Origin of the sequence: Microbispora sp. NBC_01389 (genome assembly GCF_045040095.1) — a bacterium.
Lineage (GTDB): Bacteria > Actinomycetota > Actinomycetes > Streptosporangiales > Streptosporangiaceae > Microbispora.
Window position 1 is genome coordinate 7396481 of sequence record NZ_CP109552.1, and the last position, 19956, is coordinate 7416436.

A 19956-nucleotide genomic window follows, 5' to 3' on the forward strand; every position below is an offset into this window, starting at 1 on the left:
CGTTGTGTTGCTGATCGACCTTGCCCGGACGTCCGCGGCCGTGGCGGCGGACTCGGCGCGGCTGGCAAAGATCAGGCACCTGGCCGAGCTGCTCGGCCGGGTGGGCCCGGACGAGGCCGAGATCGCCATCGCCTACCTGTCGGGAGAGCTGCCGCAGCGTCAGATCGGCGTGGGCTGGCGGAGCCTCTCCGACCTTCCCGAGCCCCGCCAGATCGCGACGGCGACCCTCGGCCAGATCGACGCGCTGCTCGGACGCATCAAGGCCCAGTCGGGGACGGGTTCGCAGGCCGCGCGCCGGGAACTGCTCGGTGAGCTGTTCGGCGCCGTGACGCGGCAGGAGCAGTCGTTCCTGCACCGGCTGCTGACGGGCGAGCTGCGCCAGGGGGCGCTCGACGGCGTGATGATCGAGGCGATCGCCAGGGCGGCGGACGTGCCCTCCACCGAGGTGCGCCGGGCCCTGACCCTGCGCGGCTCGCTGCCGGCCGTCGGGGCGGCGGCGCTGCGCGGCGGGGTGGCGGAGCTCAAGGCGTTCCATCTGGAGGTCGGGCGGGCCGTCGCGCCGATGCTCGCACAGAGCGCGGCCAGTGTGACCGCCGCGCTGGAGAAGGCCGGCGCTCCCGCCGCGGTCGAGTGGAAGCTCGACGGCGTACGGGTCCAGGCGCATCGGTCGGGCGACGACGTCGCCGTCTTCACCCGTACGCTCGACGACATCACCGGTCAGGTTCCGGAGCTGGTCGAGGCGGTGCTGGGCCTGCCCGGCACCGATCTGGTCCTGGACGGCGAGGTCCTCGCCCTGCGTCCCGACGGCCGTCCCGAGCCGTTCCAGGTCACCTCGGGGCGGGTGGCCAGCAGGACCGGCGTCGCGTCGCTGCGGGAGACCGTGCCGCTGACCGTCTTCTTCTTCGACGCCCTGCGGGTGGACGGGGCCGACCTGCTCGACCTGCCCGACCGGGAGCGGCACGCCGCGCTGGAGACGACGGTCCCGGCCGGGTTGATCACCCCGCGCCTGGTCACCGGGGACGCCGAGGAGGCCGAGGCGTTCTTCGGCGACGCGGTGCGACGAGGGCACGAGGGCGTCGTCGTGAAGTCGCTGGGCACGCCGTACGCCGCGGGCCGGCGGGGAGCGGGCTGGATCAAGGTGAAGCCCCGGCACACCCTGGACCTGGTCGTGCTGGCCGCCGAATGGGGCAGCGGACGACGCCGGGGCTGGCTGTCGAACCTGCACCTCGGCGCCTACGACCCGGAGACGGGCGGCTTCGTGATGCTCGGCAAGACGTTCAAGGGCCTCACCGACGAACTGCTGACCTGGCAGACCGAGCAGTTCCTGCGAATCGCCGAGAGCCCCGCGGGCAGCCCTGCCGACGGCCCCGCAGACGGCCCCGCAGGCGGCTCTGGGGACGGCTCTGGGGGCAGCCACGTCGTCATGCTCCCGCCCGCGCTGGTGGTGGAGATCGCCTTCGACGGGGTGCAGCGGTCCAGCCGCTATCCCGGGGGCATGGCGCTGCGGTTCGCCCGGGTGCTGCGCTACCGCCCGGACAAGCGGCCGGAGGAGGCCGACACCGTCGCCGCCGTCCGCGCGATCATGCCCTGACGTTTCCGGCGTTACTTCACGAGGCCTACTTCACGAGGCCTACTTCACGAGGCCTACTTCACGAGGCGGACCGTCAGCGGATAGCGGAACTCGGTGTCGGCGATCGCCGACACCCCGCCGACGACGGACAGGACCAGCCCGAGGACCCAGACCACCGGCACCAGCACGACCCCGACGACGGTGAACGGCAGCAGGATGGTCGCGCCGATCACGGTGAGGTGGAAGTTGAGCGCCTCCACCGCGTGCCGCCTGATGTAGGGGGACGTGCGGCCCGCGGTCACCATCATCAGCAGGGGGCCGACGACGAAGAAGCCCGCCAGTGCGAACAGGTGCGCGGCCGCCGCTCCGGCCCGGTCGCCTCCCTCCACGGCGGAGGCGGGAGCGAAGGACGCGGGCGGCCTGGGCACGTACGCCGGCCGGGCGCCGTACAGGTCGTTCATGATCGGCATGAGGTCGGCGTGGGTGCGGGCGGTCATCGCCCGGTCCAGCCGCTCGTCCATCTCGTGCTTGTCGAGCCTGCCCTCGGCGTAGGCCGCCTTGACGTGCTCGACCACCTGTTCACGGTCCTGGTTCGTCACGCGCAACTGAGGGTGCGGCATGGGGGCCGGGTGGCCCTGCCACGGTGGTGTCGCTGTCGCGGGCATCAGAAATATCGCCTTCCGTCGACGGCCTGCTCGGCTTGTCTCCAGTCTGCCTCCATCCTGCTCCGGAGAGGCGCCCCCGACATCAGGGACATCCCCGACATGGCCCCGAGACCGTTCCCTTAACACCATCGTGATCTGCGGCACGGTATACAAGCACTTATGAGATGGCGAGATCGTTACGGGCTCCGGCGGCGGCGCGGTGTCCGCGTGGCCAAGTTCGACCGCGAGGCGACCGACGCCGACATCGAGGCGCTCATCGAGTTCGCCAAGACCCGGCGTGGTGTGGAGTTCTACGTCGAGCCCGAGACCTTCGCCACCGACACCACGGCGGTGGCCGTGGCCCACGACGGGGAGTGGACCCGCCGCCGCGTCGGATCGCCCGCCGTCATCGCCAAGGTCGCCAGAGATCTCGCCCTGCCGGTCTACGACGTGCAGCTCACCGGGTATCCCGCGCGGATGCGCGCCTACAACGAGCGCCGTCGTCAGGCTCAGGACAGCGACCCGGTCTGAGCCGGCGCCAGCAGCGCGCGCAGCGGCGCGAGCCAGACGGCTCTCGGGGCGCCCATCTCGTCGTCGAGTTCCGCCGGGGTGGGCATGCGGTCGCGGAGCATGGCGGGAGACATCATGTGCGTCAGCGCCTGCCGTAGCAGCAACGCCATCGAGTAGCCCGGATCAGCGGCGAGTGCCCGCTCCAGCGCCATGCCGGCGAGCGCGCACTCCCCCCGGTGCCACGCGGCCGCCGCCAGCAGCGAGGCCGCGGGCGCGGCGTGGCGCGGCTCCAGCCGCCGGGTGAGGTCACGCCACAATGCGAGGTGCGCGTCCCGGTCGTCGATCAGCGCCCACGCCTCGTCCCGCACCCTGATCACGGCGAGGTCCAGCCCGAGCCGCGCGGCCTCCTCGTCGCCGAGCCTGCCCCCCGAGTCGTACAGGCCGATCGCGGCGCGCACCCGCTCCAGCGCCTCGCCGACGAACCGCGCGACCTCCTCGTCCAGGTCCGCCGCCGAAGTCGCCGCCTCAGTCGCCGCCTCAGTCGCCGCCTCGGCCACTGCGTGACGGGCCGCGAGGCGCGTGCGCAGGGCCGCCACGACGCGGAGCGTGGCCTGCCGCATCCGCGTCCCGCCGGACGGCTGGACGGAGCGGCGCAGGCTGCCCCGGTCGGGCAGCGCGACCAGCCCGTGCATCACCGCCGTGGCCGCGACCCGGCTGCCGCCGGTGTCGTACGGCGTGCCCTCGGCCGGGCAGCAGGTCGCGCTGCCGCAGGAGTAGGACCAGTAGCGCCCGCCCTCGGCCCGCAGGCTCTCCGTCACGCGGATGTCCCCGGCCCGCAGCAGCCGGGTCACCTCGTCGACGACGGGGGTCACGAGGGCGCCCGGGCCGTAGCCCACGAGGAACGCGGAGGTCACCGCCTCGCGGCGGAGTAACGGGACCAGCCGGTCGAGCTCCCCGGGATCGGCCGGGAGGTCCCACCGCGTCGTCAGACGCACCTCGGGACCGGTGGACCCGGTCACCACGAGGCTGTCGGCCGGGTGGAAACCGACGAGGTAGGGCACGGCGGAGAGGATGTCCGCCGGGGTCGAGAGCACGAGCTTCGGAGTCGTCATGGCGGACAGCCTCGCCGGACGGCGCCCCGCCCGGACGGCCGTCATCCGGCCCTGGGGACAACCCGCCACCTGTGGAGGGCCGGGTGGGCGCCCGGACCCCGTCGGCCCCCGTCAGACGGGTTTCGTGTCCCTGGCCTGGCCTCCCGGCAGGGCCGCGGGCGCGAGCCGGAGGCGCACGAGCATGGCGGCGCCGGCGACGGCGCCCGGCATCGCGACCACGCTGACGAGCGGCACCATGAACGCGACGAAGAGCGGCACGCCGAACCCGAGCGTGACCGGCAGGTTCGCGCGGAGCAGGGCGAAGCGCTCCTTGCGCCGCAGGCCCCGCCGCTCCATGGCGAGGGCGGTCAGCTCGACCGTGAGGAAGAATCCGGAGACGAACGCGCCGACCACGGGCACCACGGTCTGGCCCACGACCGGCACGAACCCGAGCACGAACAGCGGCACCGTGAACAGCACGACGTACCACAGCGTCACGAGGCTGTCGCGGACCGAACGGAGCAGCGACGACCAGAAGGGCAGGTCGACGCCGGGAACTCCACCCAGATCCTCCTCGACCTTCTCCGAGAGCTTCTCGTAGAATGGGTCGCCGATCACGAGGGTGACGGCGGTGAACGTCAGCACGGCGAGCGCGAGACCCACCACGACGATCATCACGCCGACCAGCGTGCGGAACACGTCGCGCCAGCTCCAGTCGTCGGCGAACGGCGTCACCCAGGCCGCGACGTCGGTGGCGTGCGTGCCCAGCCACCCCAGCGCCGCGACGTAGAGCACGAGCGCGATCAGGGCCGGGATCAGCCCGAACACCCACCAGCGGGGATGCCGGGCGACCCACGCGAGACCCCGCAAGCAGAAGCCGATCCCCTCGGCGAAACCGCCGACGCCACGCCGCCCGGCGGGCCGCTCGATGCCACTCATGGCGGGCAGGCTAGCGCCAAAGGCGCGTCACCGGCACGCCGAGATCGGCGAGCAGGCGGCGGAGCAGCGGAAGCGAGATGCCGAGCACGTTGCCGTGGTCGCCCTCGATGCCCTCCACGAACCAGCCGCCCAGGCCGTCGAGGGTGAACGCCCCCGCCACCCGCAGCGGCTCGCCGCTCGCGACGTACGTGCCGATCTCCTCGTCCGACGGGGTGCCGAACCGCACCATGGTCGCGGCGACCTCGGACCGCGTGCCGCCCCCGGCGACGTCCATGACGCAGTGCCCGGTCAGCAACCGGCCGGTCCTGCCGCGCATCATGTGCCAGCGGCGCACCGCCTCCTCGGGCGTCCCCGGCTTGCCGTACGCGACGCCGTCGAGTTCGAGCACCGAGTCGCAGCCGATCACGTAGCCGTCGCCGAGCGTCCGCGACACCGCGACGGCCTTGGCCACGGCCAGCTTCAGGCAGAGCTCCTCGGGAGTGGCGGCCGTGATCGCGTCCTCGTCGACCCCGCTGACGATCACCTTGGGGTCGAGCCCGGCCGACCGCAGGACGCCCAGCCGGGCGGGTGAGGCGGAGGCGAGTATCAGTTCCGTCACACCGCGAAGCTTAGTGCCGCGCGCAGCGGATCCGGGTCTCAGAGCGCCTTGACGGAGGACATCACGGCGTTGATGTCGCGCCAGCGCTTCTTCTGGCTGTCGGGGATCGTGACGAACACGACGGCGGGCTTCCTGTCCGGGACGTCCACGAGGGCGAGCGCCGCCGCCGAGGTCCGCTTCTTGCCCTTCACCGTGTAGTGCACGGTGTATCCCAGCAGCCAGCCCTCCCGCTTGCCCGCCTTCATCGGCTGGGAGGCAGTCCAGGTGATCGTCGCGCCGGACGGATGGTGGTTGAGCGTCCACCGCGCCGCCAGGAAGGCGGTGTCGCGCAGCGTCGCCTGCTGCGGGATCGGCACCGGGCAGGAGACCAGCAGCCCCCGGTACGACATCCCCTTGACCTTCGGCAGCACCTGCCGGGAGGCGAACGGGCTCGCCTTGGCGAGCGTCCACGACTTGGTGAAGCGCGGCAGGGCGACGCCGGAACGCCGGTCCTTGACCAGGCCGCGGATGTGGGCCGGATGCCCGGGCCGGCGGCGCAGCTCGCGCTCGTTCGCGGGCAGCGTGGGCACCCGGGGATCGTGCAGGGCCGCCGCCATCGCGGTGTCGGGCGAGCCCGGCGAGGGCTCGGGGCTCACACCGGGCGGGCTCACACCGGCCTGCGGGCTGGCACTGAGCGGGCTGGCACTGGACAGCGGGCTCAGGCCGGGCGTGGCCACGGCTTCGGTCGCCGTGCCGATCCCCCCGCCGGTTCCCACGTCGCCCGCCACCGCGGCCGGGCTGGCCACCCCGCTCGGCAGGACCACCTGCTGCGTCGCTCCCTGCTGCGTCGCTCCCTGCTGGGCGGCCCCCTGGGCGACCGGAGCGGGAGCGCCCCGGCCGAGCACCACGAAGGCGACACCCGCGCCCAGGATGCCGACCCCCGCGGCCACGACGACCGCCCGGTAGACCACCCGCATCGGCAGGTCCCCGAGGCCCTTGCCGGAGTTCGACGCCGGTGCCGGCGGCGGGACCGTGATCTTCGGCAGTGGCGTGGTCTCGGCCTCGGCCGCTATGTAGGAAGGCACGGCCTTCGTCCCATTGTCCCCAGGTGACACGATCGGGAGCGTACGGCATATCCCGGTTTTTCGGGTGCCTTCCCCATCACAGATCGGGAACGCCCGCCCGCAGCCAGGGGGCGTCCACGACGATCGTCGCCGAGCCGGGTTCGATCTCCGTGAACCCGGCGTCCCGGACCACCGGCAGGCCGCTCGCGGCCAGCGCGTCCCACCGGCCGGGACCCGCCGTCCGGACGCGTACGGCGAAGCCGCGCCCGCGCCAGGCCGCCCTGTCCGCCTCGCCCGCGCCCCACCAGGCGAACTGCGCGCCGTGGCCCGCCTGGGCCATCGCCTTGCCCGCCGTCATCGTCAGCCGGGGGTTGACCCAGAGCACCACGTCATCGGGGCCGGGCTCCGGCGGAACGGCGTCGTCGGGGGCGTCCGCCAGATCGGTGCCCGACACCTGGAGCCGGGCGAGGTCACGCGGCCAGTCGTCCAGCGGCACCGGCGGATGCACCCGCACCTCGGCCGTGCGCACGGCGACGGTGATCCCGGGCAGGGCGAGCGCCCGCCGCCACTCGGCCCCACGGGCCCGCCTGACCACCTTCCTGATCCGGCCGTCCTGCCACTCGGCGATCTCCCTGTCCCACTCGTCCCCGTCCCACTCGTCCCCGTCCCACTCGTGCCCGTTCTCCGCGTGGTCGAGCAGCCGGGGCACGGCGGTCGCCGCCGCCTCCAGCGCGTCGGTGCGGCGCGGCGGCGCCGCCCGCTCGATGCGTACGACCAGGGGAAGAACGCGCTCGGTCACCCGACAAGGATCGCAGCATCGCGGCGGTCCCGGACACGCGTGACGACACGGGACGACATGAGCGCCGCGAGCAGGCACAGCGCACCGGCGCCGTACCACGCCAGGTCGTAGTTCCCCAGATGGTCGCGGGTGACGCCGGCCACGGTGGCGACGACGGCCGCGCCGACCTGGTGGGAGGCGAAGACCCAGCCGAACACCACCGCGCCGTCCGCGCCGAAGATCCTGCGGCACAGGGCCACGGTCGGCGGCACGGTGGCCACCCAGTCGAGGCCGTAGAAGACGATGAACACCAGCATGCTCGGCTCGGTCGTGGCGGCGAACAACTGCGGCAGGACCAGCAGCGACAGCCCGCGCAGGGCGTAGTAGACGACGAGCAGGAGCCGCGCGTCCACGCGGTCGCTCAGCCACCCGGAGAAGATCGTGCCGGCGATGTCGAACACGCCGATGACGGCCAGCAGCGAGGCCGCGACGGTCTCGGGCATGCCGTGGTCGTGGGCGGCCGGGATGAAGTGGGTGCCGACCAGGCCGTTGGTGCTCGCGCCGCAGATGGCGAAGCCCCCGGCGAGGTACCAGAAGGAGCGGGTGCGCGCCGCGTCCCGCAGCACCCGTACGGCCCGCGCGGCGGCGCCCCCTCCCGGCGTACGGACGACCGGCCCGTCGGCCCCCAGGGCGGTCAGGCCGATCTCCTCGGGGGTGTCCCTGAGCAGGAACCACACAAGGGGAACGACGGCGAGCGCGGCCCCGGCCACCGTGAGCGAGGCCGGCCGCCAGCCCCGCTCCTCCACGAGGTGGGCGAGCAGTGGGAGGAAGACCAGCTGCCCGGTGGCACCGCCGGCCGTGAGCACGCCCGTGACCAGGCCGCGGTGCCGGACGAACCAGCGGTCGGTCAGCGTGGCGGCGAAGACGAGCGCCATCGAGCCGGAGCCCGCCCCGACCAGGACCCCCCAGAGCGCGACGAGCTGCCAGCTCGCGGTCATGAACACGGTGAGGCCGCTGCCGACGGCCACCAGTAGCAGAGCGCAGGCGACCACCCGGCGCATGCCGAAGCGGTCCATCAGGGCCGCCGCGAACGGCGCGCACAGCCCGTAGAGCATGAGGTTGACCGACACCGCCAGCGAGATGGTGCCCCTCGTCCAGCCGAACTCGTCCTGCAGCGGCATGATCAGCACGCCGGGCGTCGCCCGGAAGCCGGCCGCCCCGATGATCGCGACGAAGGCGACGGCGGCCACTGTCCAGGCACGGTGTATCGACTTCATGGCGAGTATCCTCCCGTCGCGCCCGCCGGGCGGACAGTGGCCGGGAGGTCAACATGTGAAAGAATCCGGCCATGCATTCCGCGCCGCACCCCGCGCCGCATTCCGGCCCGCACCGCGTCGCCGTAATGGTCCTGGACCACTTCGCGCCGCTCGACCTGGGCATCCCCGGGCAGGTGTTCCTGGCCGCTCGCCGTAACCCCGGACGTGACCCCGGACGTGACCCCGGACGTGACCCCGGACGTGGGCCGCTCTACGAGGTCGTCACCTGCTCCCCGGGGGGCCGGCCGGTGCGGACCCGGGCGGGCTACCGCGTCCTCCCCGACCACGACCTGGACGTGCTCGCCACGGCGCACACGGTGGTGGTCCCGGGCGTACACGACGGGCGCGCGCTGACGGACGGCACGCTCGACGAGGAGGTGCGCGAGGCGCTGCTGGCGGTCGCCGGGCGGGCCCGGCTGATCTCGATCTGCACCGGCGCCTTCGTGCTCGCCGCCGCCGGTCTGCTGGACGGGCGGCCCGCGACGACCCACTGGCGCAACGCCGCGGTCTTCCGCGCCCTCTTCCCCCGCGTACGGCTCGATCCGGACGTGCTGTTCATCGACGACGGCGATGTGCTGACCTCGGCCGGGGTGGCGGCGGGCATCGACCTGTGCCTGCACGTGATCCGGCGCGACCACGGCACGGAGGTGGCCAACCGTACCGCCCGCCGGTGCGTGACGCCGCCGTTCCGCGAGGGCGGGCAGGCCCAGTACATCGAGCGGCCGCTGCCCGACCCGGCGGGGACGACCACCGCCCCCACCCGGACGTGGATGCTGGAACATCTGGCGGAACCGGTCGACCTGACCGTCCTCGCCGCGCACGCCCGCATGAGCGTGCGGACCTTCACCCGGAGGTTCCGGGAGGAGACCGGCCTCAGCCCGGCCAGGTGGCTCACCGGGCAGCGCGTCGCGCACGCCAGGCATCTGCTGGAGACCACCGATCTGCCGGTCGACGCGATCGCCGGGAAGGCGGGGTTCGGCAGCGCGGTCTCACTCCGGCAGCATCTGCACGCCGCCGTCGGGGTGTCCCCGCTCGCCTACCGGCAGACGTTCCGCACCCCGGCCGCGCTCTCCTGAGGAATGATCAGCGGCGGCCGCCCGCGACCGGCCTCCGCCGGTCGTACCGGTCGTCCGACCGGCGGCCCGGCGCGCGGCGCACCTGGGTCTGCGCCTGCTGCCGCTGATCCGCGCGCCGCTTGCGCGCGAACAGCCAGCCGAGGCCGAGCACGACCATCCCGATCGGCGTACGGGTCAGCCAGCGGGTGACGACGAGCTGAAGGATTCTCTTCATGACGCTCGCCCCTACCCGGGACGGGCGCGATAATCGCTGTTTCGGTGGAGCTATGGGGACTCGAACCCCAGACCCCCTCCATGCCATGGAGGTGCGCTACCAGCTGCGCTATAGCCCCTTACCCACGCCGCCCAGCGGCGCGTCGCCAGTGTATAGGACTTCCGGGGCAGCGCCTAACCGAAAAAGATCCCGTCAGCCGGGGATCGGCATCGAGAACCACACGGTCTTCCCACCCGCGACCCGGCTCGTCCCCCAGCGCTCGGCGAGCTGGCCCACGAGGTAGAGCCCTCTGCCGTCCTCGTCGAGCAGCCCGGGCTCGCGCTGCACCGGAAGACGGTGGTTGTCATCGCTGACCTCGCAGAGCAGGTGGTCGGTGCGCAGCAGCCTGATCGTCACGGGCCGCGACGTCTGCCGTACGGCGTTGGTGACGAGTTCCGACGCGAGCAGCTCGGCCACGGGGGTCATCGACGCGAGACCCCACGCGTCGAGCGTACGGCGGACCAGGCCGCGGACCCGCGACGGCGTCATCGGCTGGGGCTCCATCATCCACTGGGCGACGTGCTCACTCGGGATGCCGCGGAAGCGGATGGCCAGCATGGTGACGTCGTCGGCCCGGGCGGCCGACAGCACGGCGTCGGTCAGGTCCTCGATCGGCGTCCCGTCCGAGAGCCGGCGGCGCAGATCCTCCACCTTCTGGCCGATGTCCTCCCCGCGTTCCTCCACGAGCCCGTCGGTGTAGAGGACGAGCATGCTGCCGTCCTCCGCCGCGATCTCCATCGTCTCGAACGGGGTGCGACCCAGCCCGATCGGCGGGCACCGAGGCGGCGACAGCACCTCCGCCCGGCCGTCCGCGCCCAGGAGGATCGGCGGCAGGTGGCCCGCGCTCGCGATCGTGCACCGGCGCAGCACCGGGTCGTACACGCAGTAGACGCAGGTCGTGATGGTCTGCTCGGCCAGCCGCTGCGCCACGTCGTCGAGCGAGTGGAGCACCTGCTCGGCCGGGAGGTCGAGCGCGGCCAGGGTCTGCACGACCGTGCGCAGCCGGCCCATCACGGCCGCGGCGGCGGGCCCGTGCCCCATCACGTCGCCGACGACCAGGGCCACCCTGCTGCCCGGCAGCGGGATCACGTCGTACCAGTCGCCGCCCACCCGCTCGGCCGCCGGCCGGTACCGGTAGGAGATCTCCAGCCCGGGCAGGTCGGGCGGGGCGCCCGGGCGCATGTCACGCTCCAGCGTCTCGACGATCTCGACCTGGCTGCGGTCGCGCCGGCCGTGGAAGATCGTGAGCGCCACGGGAACGGCGAACTGTCCCGCGGCGAACAGGTCCGCCGGGCCGAAGGGCGGCCGCCCGGCGTCGCGCGCCAGCAGCACGCAGCCCACGACCGTTCCGTACGCCCGGAGCGGCACGGCGAGCAGGCGCCCGTCGAGCAGGGCGCTCTCACTACCGGCGTCGTCGCCGGTCCACCGCAGCGGGAGCCGTTCGCCGGGATCGACCCGGTGCCAGACGGCGCCGTCCACGTAGACCGCGGCGGCGTCGGCCAGCCCCGGCACCGCCGCCTCGCACAGGGCCCTGGTCGCCTCCTCCGGGCCGGGGCTGTCGCCCACGGCCCGGACGATCGCGCTGACGTCGTGCAGCATGGTCGACGGATCCCCGTCTCCCCACACGGATGCGGCCGTTCAGCGATGGTCACGCCGGCAGTTGACGAAGAGCTGGATCTCCGGCGGCGCCTGCGTGGTCGCCGGCGCGTACGAGATGTGGTTCTCCGACAGCACGGTGAATCCCGCGGCCTCGACGATCCCGCGCAACTCGTCGCGCAGATACCCCGTCACCCGCACCGGCGCGCCGAGGAACTGGAAGGGCACGTCGTCGAGGTCGATCTCCACCATGCTCAGCGAGAACAGGCCACCGGGCGCGAGCACGGCGTGGATCCGGCCGAGCGCCCGCTCGATCTGCGGCCGGGGCAGCATGAGCAGGCTGAAGAAGGCCGTCACGGCGTCGAACGTGCCGAGCGAGGCGTCGAGGTCGAGCACGTCGGTCTCGAAGAACGTGCCGACCGGCACGTTCTTCCTGGCTATGTCGAGCATGACCGGGGAGATGTCGATGCCGGTGACCTCGCAGCCCGCCTCGGCGAACTGCTGCGCGGTGGGAGCGCCGGTGCCGCAGCCCACGTCGAGGACCCGCGCTCCCGGCTGGAGCTGCTTGATCAACCATTCACCGGCGGTGACCTGTCCCTCCTTGTGTGGGAACGCCTCGTCGTACCGGGCGCCGATGCGATTGAACGCCTCAGCCTGCATGGCTCGGTACTCCCGACGCGGATTGTCCGGTCCTGACTCGATTGTCATCATGGCCGCCATTGGTGATCAGCTGTATTTGCTTTCTTCTAGATAGGGGGCTTCGCCCCACCAAGTCAAGACATACCGAAGCTATTTAGGCTTTTTGGCAGGAAATCGAGTCAATGATCATTGTCAACCCTTATGTCGCCGGTGTGTCTGACCAGCCGGGGAACGACGCCGAAGGGCGGCCGGACCGCGAGTCACGCGGTCCGGCCGCCCTTCGGCGATCCTGTGTGTTCCTGTGTGTGGAGCTATGGGGACTCGAACCCCAGACCCCCTCCATGCCATGGAGGTGCGCTACCAGCTGCGCTATAGCCCCGTGCGACGCAGCCAGTGTATAGGAGTCCGCGTGGAGGCGGGTAACCGGCGGACGGGCCCCTCCCCCGGGAAGCCCCTGAGAAGGGGGAAGGGCCGTGCGGACGTCAGAATCCCTGCGCGAGCCGGTAGTAGGCCTGGTTCCACCGCAGTTCCTTCGCGAACTGCCGGGGAGTGGTCGCCTCGTCGATGACGAGCAGTTCGACGCCGAGCATGTCGGCGAAGTCGGTCAGCTCATCCGCCCCGACGGCCGACGACAGCACGGTGTGGTGCGGGGCGCCCGCGGTGATCCAGGACTCGGCGGAGGTGCGCAGGTCGGGCCGGGGCCGCCAGACGGCCCGCGCGACCGGCAGGGCCGGCAGCGGCTCGGGCGGGGCGACCACGTCGATCTCGTTGGCCACCAGCCGGAACCGCTCGCCCATGTCGGACAGGCCGACCACCACGGCGGAGCCGGGCTCGGCGTCGAACACGAGCCGGACCGGGTCCTCGCGCCCGCCGATGCCCAGCGGGTGGATCTCGCAGGAGGGGGTGTCCGACGCGATCGTCGGGCAGACCTCCAGCATGTGCGCGCCGAGGATGACCTCCTCGCCGGGGGTGAGGTGATAGGTGTAGTCCTCCATGAAGGAGGTGCCGCCGGGCAGGCCCGCCGCCATCACCTTGAGCGTGCGGAGCAGCACCGACGTCTTCCAGTCGCCCTCGCCGCCGAAGCCGTAGCCGTCGGCCATCAGCCGCTGTACGGCCAGGCCGGGAAGCTGGCGCAGCCCGCCGAGGTCCTCGAAGTTGGTGGTGAAGGCCTTGAAGCCGCCGCCCTCCAGGAAGTGGCGCAGGCCCAGCTCGATGCGCGCCGCGTAGCGCAGCGACTCGTGCCGGTCGCCGCCCACGCGCAGCTCGGGCGCCATCCGGTAGAGGTCGTCGTACTCCTTGACCAGGGCGGAGACGTCGGCGTCCGAGGCGGCGTCCACGGCCTCGACCAGCTCGTTGACGCCGTAGGTGTTCACCGACACCCCGAACCGCAGCTGCGCCTCGACCTTGTCGCCCTCGGTCACCGCCACGTCGCGCATGTTGTCGCCGAAGCGGGCCAGGCGCAGCGAGCCGACCTCCGCCCGGCCGGCCGCCGCCCGCGCCCAGGTGCCGATCCGCGCCACCACCGCGGGGTCGCTGACGTGCCCGGCGACGGTCTTGCGCGGCACGCCCAGCCGGGACTGGATGTAGCCGAACTCGCGGTCGCCGTGGGCCGCCTGGTTGAGGTTCATGAAGTCCATGTCGATGGAGCTCCACGGCAGCTCCACGTTCGCCTGCGTGTGCAGGTGCAGCAGCGGCTTGCGCAGCGCGTCCAGGCCCGCGATCCACATCTTGGCCGGGGAGAACGTGTGCATCCACGCGATCAGGCCGACGCACTCGTCGTCGGCGTTCGCCTCCAGGCACACCCGGCGGATCGCCGCCGCGTCGGTGAGCACCGGCCGCCACTCGAGCTCGAACGGCAGGCCCTCGCCGAGGGTCTCGGCGATGCGCTGGGACTGCTCGGCCACCTGCCGCAGCGTGTCCTCGCCGTACAGGCCCTGGCTGCCGGTCAGGAACCAAAACCTCACAGGTGACTCCTCTGTCCGTAGACGTTCTGATAGCGGTCGTACAAGCTGTCGACGTCGCCGGAGGCGATCGGCAGCGGCTCACCGAGCTGGCGGGAGATGTGGACGGTGCGGGCGACGTCCTCGCACATGACGGCGGCCTTGACCGCCGCCTTCGGCGACTCCCCGATGGTGAACACTCCATGGTTCTGCATCAGCACCGCACGGGAACGGTGACCTGTCAAGGTCTCCACGATCCCCTTGCCGATGTCGTCGTTGCCGATCAGCGCGAACGGCCCGACCGGGATCTCGCCGCCGAACTCGTCGGCCATGGCGGTGAGCACGCACGGGATCGCCTCCCCGCGGGCCGACCAGGCCGAGGCGTACGTGGAGTGCGTGTGCACGACGCCGTTCACCTCCGGCATGTGCCGGTAGACGTAGGCGTGCGCCGCCGTGTCGCTGGAGGGCGCGAGGTCGCCCTCGACGAGATGGCCGTCCAGGTCGCACACCACGATCGACTCGGGCGTCAGGTCGTCGTACGACACGCCGCTCGGCTTGATGACGAACAGGTCCTCCCCGGGCACCCGGCCCGAGACGTTGCCCGCCGTCCACGCCACCAGGCCGTACCGCACCAGCTCGGCGTGGAGCCCGCACACGGTCCTGCGCAGTTCTTCGATCATGCACTGGCCTCGTTCCTGATCGCGCGGAGCCGGTGCAGGAGATCACCGTCCGCGAAGTGGTCGTGCAGCCTCCGGTACTCGGCGTACAGCCGGTCGTAGGCGTCGGCCCGCTCCTTGTCGGGCGCGTACACCGCGGTCTCGCGCTTGCCCATCGCCGCCGCGGCGGCGGTGATGTCGGGGTAGTCCCCGGCGGCGACGGCGGCGTGGATCGCCGAGCCCAGCGCCGGTCCCTGGTCGGAGCCGATCACCGACAGCGGGCGGCGCAGCACGTCGGCGTAGATCTCCATGAGGAACCGGTTCTTCAGCAGGCCGCCGGCGACCACGAACTCCTCGACCGGCACCCCGGCGGCCTCGAAGGTCTCCACGATCGTGCGTGCGCCGTACGCGGTGGCCTCGATGAGCGCGCGGTAGACGTCCTCGGGGCGGGTGGCGAGCGTCTGCCCGACAACGACCCCCGACAGGGTGTGGTCGACCAGAACCGAACGATTGCCGCCGTGCCAGTCGAGCGCGACCAGCCCGTGCTGCCCGACCTTCTGCCCGGCCGCGAGCGAGGTCAGGTACTCGTGCAGCCCGAGCCCCGCCTCCGCGGCCCGCTCGGCGTACGAGGCGGGCACGCAGTTGTCCACGAACCAGGCGAAGATGTCGCCGACGGCGGACTGGCCCGCCTCGTAGCCCCACAGCCCGGGGACGATGCCGTCGCGCACGACGCCGCACATGCCGGGCACCTCGGCGAGCTGGTCGGAGCACATGACGTGGCAGGTGGAGGTGCCCATGATGGCGACCATCTGACCCGGCCGCACAGCGTCGGCCGCGGCCGCGGTGACGTGCGCGTCGACGTTGCCGACCGCGACGGCGATCCCCTCGGGCAGGCCCGTCCACTCGGCCGCCCGCGCGGTCAGCCGGCCGGCGAGGCCGCCGAGCGGCGCCAGGTCGGCGCCCAGCTTCCCGGCGAAACCCGCGAAGCCGGGATTGAGCGCGGCCAGGAAGTCCTCCGACGGATAGGCGCCGTCCTGGAAGATCCCCTTGTATCCGGCGGTGCAGACGTTGCGGGTCTCCACGCCGGCGAGCTGCCAGATGATCCAGTCGGCCGCCTCGATCCACCGGTCGGCCAGGCCGTAGAGCTCCGGGTCCTCCTCCAGCAGTTGCAGGCCCTTGGCGAACTGCCACTCCGAGGAGATCTTGCCGCCGTACCGCGGCAGCCACGGCTCGCCGCGCTCGGCGGCCAGGGCGTTGATCCGGTCGGCGTGGGGCTGGGCCGCGTGGTGCTTCCAGAGCTTCGGCCAGGCGTGCGGCCGCTCGGGGAAGCGCTCGCACAGCGGGTGGCCGTCGGCGGTGACGGGCAGGATCGTGCAGGCGGTGAAGTCGGTGCCGATGCCGACCACCCGATCGGCCGGGACCTGCGCGGCGGCCAGGGCCTTCGGCACCGCGTGCCGCAACACGTCGATCCAGTCCGCCGGTGACTGCAGCGCCCAGTCGGGCCCGAGGCGGACCCCCGAGCCCGGCAGCGCCTCCTCGATCACCCGATGGGCGTACTCGTGGACGGCGCCGCCCACTTCCTCGCCGTCGCTCACCCGCACCACCACGGCACGGCCGGACAGTGTGCCGTAGTCGACGCCGATGACGTAACGCTCGCTGTTAGCGCTCACAAGCACTCCAAACCAGGGAGAAGGGAGAGGGGACCCGGGCCCGCGCTATCTGCGCCTGGCGGTGATCACCCGCTGCAGCAGGATGAAGGCGAACAGGAGCAGGCCGATGAAGATCTTGGTCCACCACGAGCTCAGCGTGCCCTCGAAACTGATGATCGTCTGGATCAGGCCGAGCACGAGCACGCCGAGCACGGTGCCGAGCAGGTAGCCGCTGCCGCCGGTGAGCAGCGTGCCGCCGATGACGACCGCGGCGATCGCGTCCAGCTCCATGCCGACGGCGCTCAGCCCGTATCCCGACAGCGAGTAGAAGGCGAACAGCAGGCCGCCGAGCGCCGAGCAGAACCCGCTGACGGTGTAGACGGCGATCTTCGTCCGGGCCACCGGAAGGCCCATCAACAGGGCCGACTGCTCGCTGCCCCCGGTGGCGTACACGTTGCGCCCTAGCCGGGTGTAGTGCAGCACGTACGCCGCGGCCAGCACGACCACGAGCGCGATCAGCACGCTCGGCGAGACCCACATGTCGCCGCCGAGGTCGATCCGCGTCTGGGCGATCGCCGTGAACGTCGAGTTCTCGATCGGGATCGAGTCGGTGCTGATCGTGTAGCAGAGGCCGCGGGCGAGGAACATCCCGGCGAGCGTCACGATGAACGGCTGGATCTCGAAGTAGTGGATGATCGCGCCCATGCCCAGGCCGAGCACCGCGCCGATCAGCAGCACCAGGGCCATGACCCCGAACGCCGGCCAGCCGTCCTTCAGCAGGCTGGCGCTGACCATCGTGGAGAGCCCGACCACCGATCCGACGGACAGATCGATGCCGCCGGTGAGGATGACGAACGTCATCCCGACCGCGACGACCAGCAGGAACGCGTTGTCGATGAAGACGTTGAGGACGATCTGCCCGGTGGCGAAGCCCCGGTAGCGGATGCCGCCCGCGACGAACATCGCGACGAACAGACCCGCCGTCACCATGACGGGGATGTACTTCTGCGGGACCGTGCGGCGGAGGTCCAGCAGACCGGTGACGCTCGTCATGCCGAGACCCTCACCTTCTCTTCGGCCACCGGGCTCGACGCCTGCGGGCGCCTGCGGCGGTGGAACGCCTTCTCGCGGAAGGCCGGGGACTGCAGCAGGCAGACGATCGTCACCACGAGCGCCTTGAACAGCAGCGTGGTCTCCGGCGGGACGCCGATGGAGTAGATGGTGGTGGTCAGCGTCTGGATGATGAGCGCGCCGAGCACCGTCCCGCCGAGCGAGAAGCGGCCGCCCGCCAGGGAGGTGCCGCCGATCACGACGGCGAGGATGGCGTCGAGCTCGATCCACAGACCGGCGTTGTTGCCGTCGGCGCTGGAGACGTTCGAGCTGATCATCAGTCCGGCGATGCCCGCGCACAGCCCGCAGAACGCGTACACCGTGATGAGCACGCCGCGGGCGCTGATGCCCGACAGGCGGCTCGCCTCGGCGTTGCCGCCGACCGACTCGATGAGCAGGCCCAGCGCGAGGCGCCGGGTGAGGAACGCGGTGAGCGCGAACACGACCGCCACGATGATGATCGAGAACGGCAGCGTGAGCCAGTAGCCGCCGCCGATCAGCTTGTACGGCGAGCTGTTGACCGTGGTGATCTGGCCGTCGGTGATGAGCTGGGCCAGCCCGCGCCCGGCGACCATCAGGATCAGCGTGGCGATGATGGGCTGGATGCCGATGCCCGCGACCAGAAGGCCGTTCCACACGCCGAGCACGGCCGAGAGCGCCAGCGCGATCCCGACCGCTCCGAGGACCCCGCCGATCGAGTTCTGGTCGCCCAGGTCGCTGATGCGCAGACAGGCCAGCGCGCCGGCGATGGCGACGACCGACCCCACCGACAGGTCGATGCCGCTGGTGGCGATGACGAGCGTCATACCGATCGAGACGAGGATCAGCGGAGCGCCGAAGCGGACGATGTCGATGAGGCTGCCGTAGAGGTGGCCGTCCTTCATCTGCACCCGGAAGAAGTTGTCGGTGAAGACGAGGTTGAGCGCCAGCAGGGCGACCAGGATGACGACGGGCCAGAACAGCCGGTGTCTGAGGAACCGCGTCATGAGATGGCTCCGCTCGCGATCGTCTCCGTGAGTCTGTCGGTGGTCAGGCCCTCGTCGTTGTCCAGCTCGGCGACCAGCCGGCGGTCGCGCAGCACGCCGACCTTGTGGCTGAGCCGCAGCACCTCCTCCAGCTCGGCGGAGATGAACAGCACGGCCATCCCGCCGTCCGACAGCTCGGCGACCAGGCGCTGGATCTCCGCCTTGGCTCCGACGTCGATGCCCCGGGTGGGCTCGTCGAGGATGAGCAGGCGGGGCTCCAGGATCAGCCAGCGGGCCAGCAGCACCTTCTGCTGGTTGCCGCCGCTCAGGTTCCGGACCAGCTGCTCGGGATTGGCCGGGCGGATGTTCAGCGCGGAGATGTACTTGTCGACCAGCTCGTCCTGCCTGCGTCGCGGGATCGGCCTGGTCCAGCCTCGGGCCGCCTGCAGCGCCAGGATGACGTTCTCCCGGACCGTGAGGTCGGGGATGAGCCCCTCCGTCCGCCGGTTCTCCGAGCAGAAGGCGATCTTGCGGGCGACCGCCGAACGGGGCGTGCGCAGGCTGACCGCCTGACCGTCGATCTTCAGTGCGCCGGTGCCCGCGTGGTCGGCGCCGAACAGCAGCCGGGCGATCTCCGTACGGCCCGAGCCGAGCAGCCCGGCCAGGCCGACGACCTCCCCCTCGTGGATGGTGAGCGTGAACGGCTCGATCGCACCGGACCGGCCCAGCTGCTCGGCCTCGACCAGCGGCGCGGCCTCATGGGCGGGCGGGCGGCCCTCCAGCTTCTCCAGGTCGGCTAGCTCGCGGCCGATCATCTTGCCGACCAGCTCGACCTGGCTCAGCTCCTTGGTGAGGTACTCCCCCACGAGCGTGCCGTTGCGCAGGATCGTCATGCGGTCGGAGATCTCGTAGATCTGGTCGAGGAAGTGCGAGACGAACAGGATCGCGATGCCCTGCTCCTTGAGCCGGCGCATCACCCGGAAGAGCTGGGCGACCTCCCCCGCGTCCAGGCTGGAGGTGGGCTCGTCCAGGATGAGCACCTTCGCGTCGATGTCCACTGCCCGCGCGATCGCGACCATCTGCTGGATGGCCAGCGAGTACGACGACAGCGGCGCCGACACGTCGAGGTCGAGGTCGAGTCGGGAGAGGATCTCCTCCGCCCGGCGGCGCGTCTTCTTCCACTGGATCCGGCCGAGCCGGCGCGGCTCGCGGCCGATGAAGATGTTCTCCGCCACCGAGAGGTTGGCGCAGAGGTTGACCTCCTGGTAGACGGTGCTGATGCCCGCCTGCTGGGCGGCCAGCGGGCTGGAGAAGGCGACCCGCCTTTCCTCCAGCTCGATCTCGCCGGCGTCGATGTCGTAGACGCCGGTAAGCACCTTGATGAGCGTCGACTTGCCGGCGCCGTTCTCACCCATCAGGGCGTGCACCTCTCCCGGCAGCAGCCGGAAGTCGACGTCGTCCAGCGCCTTCACGCCGGGGAACTGCTTGCCGATCCCGCTCATCCGCAGGATCGGCGCGGGCGCGGCCATAGCGGAGCCCCTCTCTCGTCCTCATCACTGTCGCGGCACCGGGCCGCCCCGGGA

Annotated in this window: 19 protein-coding genes and 2 tRNA genes; 3 read left to right on the forward strand and 18 right to left on the reverse strand. The window is 71.8% G+C overall.

Features of this window, described 5'->3' with window-relative positions; all coding sequences use genetic code 11:
• The first annotated feature begins 4 nt into the window (after positions 1–4).
• Positions 5–1591 carry an ATP-dependent DNA ligase gene (locus OG344_RS32595; RefSeq protein ID WP_405086375.1) on the forward strand — a complete coding sequence of 529 codons (1587 nt, stop codon included), beginning with the start codon at positions 5–7 and terminating at the stop codon, positions 1589–1591.
• A gap of 53 nt (positions 1592–1644) precedes the next feature.
• Here the strand turns inward: OG344_RS32595 and OG344_RS32600 are convergent, their stop codons facing one another.
• Complete coding sequence (locus OG344_RS32600) at positions 1645–2169, reverse strand: DUF4870 domain-containing protein (RefSeq protein ID WP_405086376.1); 525 nt, start codon at positions 2167–2169, stop codon at positions 1645–1647.
• Positions 2170–2394: 225 nt separating this feature from the next.
• Between OG344_RS32600 and OG344_RS32605 the strand changes: the two genes are divergently transcribed.
• On the forward strand, positions 2395–2745 hold the full coding sequence (locus OG344_RS32605; RefSeq protein WP_327047041.1) for a hypothetical protein: 351 nt from the start codon (positions 2395–2397) through the stop codon (positions 2743–2745).
• Here OG344_RS32605 and OG344_RS32610 read toward each other — a convergent pair.
• The 6 genes from OG344_RS32610 to OG344_RS32635 form a co-directional block, all read right to left on the reverse strand.
• Entirely contained in the window at positions 2724–3836 is a 1113-nt protein-coding gene (locus tag OG344_RS32610) for a DUF4192 domain-containing protein (RefSeq protein ID WP_405086377.1), read from the reverse strand. The two genes, OG344_RS32605 and OG344_RS32610, sit on opposite strands and share 22 nt — an antisense overlap.
• Positions 3837–3947: 111 nt before the next feature.
• The gene (locus OG344_RS32615) at positions 3948–4754 is read right to left on the reverse strand and encodes an EI24 domain-containing protein (RefSeq protein ID WP_405086378.1); all 807 of its coding nucleotides are present in this window, start codon (positions 4752–4754) and stop codon (positions 3948–3950) included.
• A 10-nt stretch (positions 4755–4764) separates the two neighbouring features.
• On the reverse strand, positions 4765–5352 hold the full coding sequence (locus tag OG344_RS32620) for a nucleoside triphosphate pyrophosphatase (protein WP_327047044.1): 588 nt from the start codon (positions 5350–5352) through the stop codon (positions 4765–4767).
• A 38-nt stretch (positions 5353–5390) separates the two neighbouring features.
• On the reverse strand, positions 5391–6416 hold the full coding sequence (locus OG344_RS32625; protein ID WP_405086379.1) for a hypothetical protein: 1026 nt from the start codon (positions 6414–6416) through the stop codon (positions 5391–5393).
• Between the two features lie 76 nt (positions 6417–6492).
• Positions 6493–7194 (reverse strand): peptidyl-tRNA hydrolase, encoded by a 702-nt coding sequence (locus tag OG344_RS32630; RefSeq protein ID WP_405086380.1) that lies wholly within the window; start codon positions 7192–7194, stop codon positions 6493–6495.
• Positions 7191–8450, reverse strand: a complete 1260-nt coding sequence (locus OG344_RS32635) for an MFS transporter (RefSeq protein WP_405086381.1) — start codon at positions 8448–8450, stop codon at positions 7191–7193. The genes OG344_RS32630 and OG344_RS32635 overlap by 4 nt, the downstream gene beginning before the upstream one ends.
• A 71-nt stretch (positions 8451–8521) precedes the next feature.
• On the opposite strand from OG344_RS32635, the gene OG344_RS32640 reads away from it, so the two are divergent.
• On the forward strand, positions 8522–9565 hold the full coding sequence (locus tag OG344_RS32640; protein ID WP_405086382.1) for a GlxA family transcriptional regulator: 1044 nt from the start codon (positions 8522–8524) through the stop codon (positions 9563–9565).
• 7 nt (positions 9566–9572) lie between these two features.
• Here the strand turns inward: OG344_RS32640 and OG344_RS32645 are convergent, their stop codons facing one another.
• From OG344_RS32645 to OG344_RS32695, 11 genes are all read right to left on the reverse strand, one after another.
• Positions 9573–9779 carry a DUF6203 family protein gene (locus tag OG344_RS32645; protein ID WP_405086383.1) on the reverse strand — a complete coding sequence of 69 codons (207 nt, stop codon included), beginning with the start codon at positions 9777–9779 and terminating at the stop codon, positions 9573–9575.
• 45 nt (positions 9780–9824) lie between these two features.
• Positions 9825–9897 (reverse strand) — tRNA-Ala (locus OG344_RS32650).
• Positions 9898–9971: 74 nt separating this feature from the next.
• Positions 9972–11417, reverse strand: coding sequence for a SpoIIE family protein phosphatase (locus OG344_RS32655; protein WP_405086384.1), 1446 nt, complete (start codon positions 11415–11417; stop codon positions 9972–9974).
• A gap of 39 nt (positions 11418–11456) precedes the next feature.
• Entirely contained in the window at positions 11457–12074 is a 618-nt protein-coding gene (locus OG344_RS32660; RefSeq protein WP_405086385.1) for a class I SAM-dependent methyltransferase, read from the reverse strand.
• 285 nt (positions 12075–12359) lie between these two features.
• A tRNA-Ala gene (locus tag OG344_RS32665) sits at positions 12360–12432 on the reverse strand.
• A gap of 103 nt (positions 12433–12535) precedes the next feature.
• Positions 12536–14017 (reverse strand): L-arabinose isomerase, encoded by a 1482-nt coding sequence (gene araA, locus OG344_RS32670; protein ID WP_405086386.1) that lies wholly within the window; start codon positions 14015–14017, stop codon positions 12536–12538.
• Positions 14014–14673 (reverse strand): L-ribulose-5-phosphate 4-epimerase, encoded by a 660-nt coding sequence (locus OG344_RS32675; RefSeq protein ID WP_327047053.1) that lies wholly within the window; start codon positions 14671–14673, stop codon positions 14014–14016. The genes araA and OG344_RS32675 overlap by 4 nt, the downstream gene beginning before the upstream one ends.
• Positions 14670–16319 (reverse strand): ribulokinase, encoded by a 1650-nt coding sequence (gene araB, locus OG344_RS32680; protein ID WP_405086387.1) that lies wholly within the window; start codon positions 16317–16319, stop codon positions 14670–14672. Before araB ends, OG344_RS32675 begins: the two co-directional genes overlap by 4 nt.
• Positions 16320–16364: 45 nt before the next feature.
• Complete coding sequence (yjfF, locus tag OG344_RS32685; RefSeq protein WP_405086388.1) at positions 16365–17351, reverse strand: galactofuranose ABC transporter, permease protein YjfF; 987 nt, start codon at positions 17349–17351, stop codon at positions 16365–16367.
• Positions 17348–18394, reverse strand: coding sequence for an ABC transporter permease (locus tag OG344_RS32690; protein ID WP_405086389.1), 1047 nt, complete (start codon positions 18392–18394; stop codon positions 17348–17350). Before OG344_RS32690 ends, yjfF begins: the two co-directional genes overlap by 4 nt.
• Entirely contained in the window at positions 18391–19902 is a 1512-nt protein-coding gene (locus tag OG344_RS32695) for a sugar ABC transporter ATP-binding protein (protein ID WP_405086390.1), read from the reverse strand. Before OG344_RS32695 ends, OG344_RS32690 begins: the two co-directional genes overlap by 4 nt.
• Positions 19903–19956: the final 54 nt, after the last annotated feature.

Bases quoted from the DNA above. Each gene is read 5' to 3' on its own strand.
- OG344_RS32605 (WP_327047041.1), top strand. From the start codon at position 2,395: ATGAGATGGCGAGATCGTTACGGGCTCCGGCGGCGGCGCGGTGTCCGC.
- yjfF (WP_405086388.1), bottom strand. From the start codon at position 17,351: ATGACGAGCGTCACCGGTCTGCTGGACCTCCGCCGCACGGTCCCGCAG.
- OG344_RS32635 (WP_405086381.1), bottom strand. From the start codon at position 8,450: ATGAAGTCGATACACCGTGCCTGGACAGTGGCCGCCGTCGCCTTCGTC.
- OG344_RS32675 (WP_327047053.1), bottom strand. From the start codon at position 14,673: ATGATCGAAGAACTGCGCAGGACCGTGTGCGGGCTCCACGCCGAGCTG.
- OG344_RS32690 (WP_405086389.1), bottom strand. From the start codon at position 18,394: ATGACGCGGTTCCTCAGACACCGGCTGTTCTGGCCCGTCGTCATCCTG.
- OG344_RS32615 (WP_405086378.1), bottom strand. From the start codon at position 4,754: ATGAGTGGCATCGAGCGGCCCGCCGGGCGGCGTGGCGTCGGCGGTTTC.
- OG344_RS32610 (WP_405086377.1), bottom strand. From the start codon at position 3,836: ATGACGACTCCGAAGCTCGTGCTCTCGACCCCGGCGGACATCCTCTCC.
- OG344_RS32645 (WP_405086383.1), bottom strand. From the start codon at position 9,779: ATGAAGAGAATCCTTCAGCTCGTCGTCACCCGCTGGCTGACCCGTACG.
- OG344_RS32695 (WP_405086390.1), bottom strand. From the start codon at position 19,902: ATGGCCGCGCCCGCGCCGATCCTGCGGATGAGCGGGATCGGCAAGCAG.
- OG344_RS32655 (WP_405086384.1), bottom strand. From the start codon at position 11,417: ATGCTGCACGACGTCAGCGCGATCGTCCGGGCCGTGGGCGACAGCCCC.
- OG344_RS32640 (WP_405086382.1), top strand. From the start codon at position 8,522: ATGCATTCCGCGCCGCACCCCGCGCCGCATTCCGGCCCGCACCGCGTC.
- OG344_RS32660 (WP_405086385.1), bottom strand. From the start codon at position 12,074: ATGCAGGCTGAGGCGTTCAATCGCATCGGCGCCCGGTACGACGAGGCG.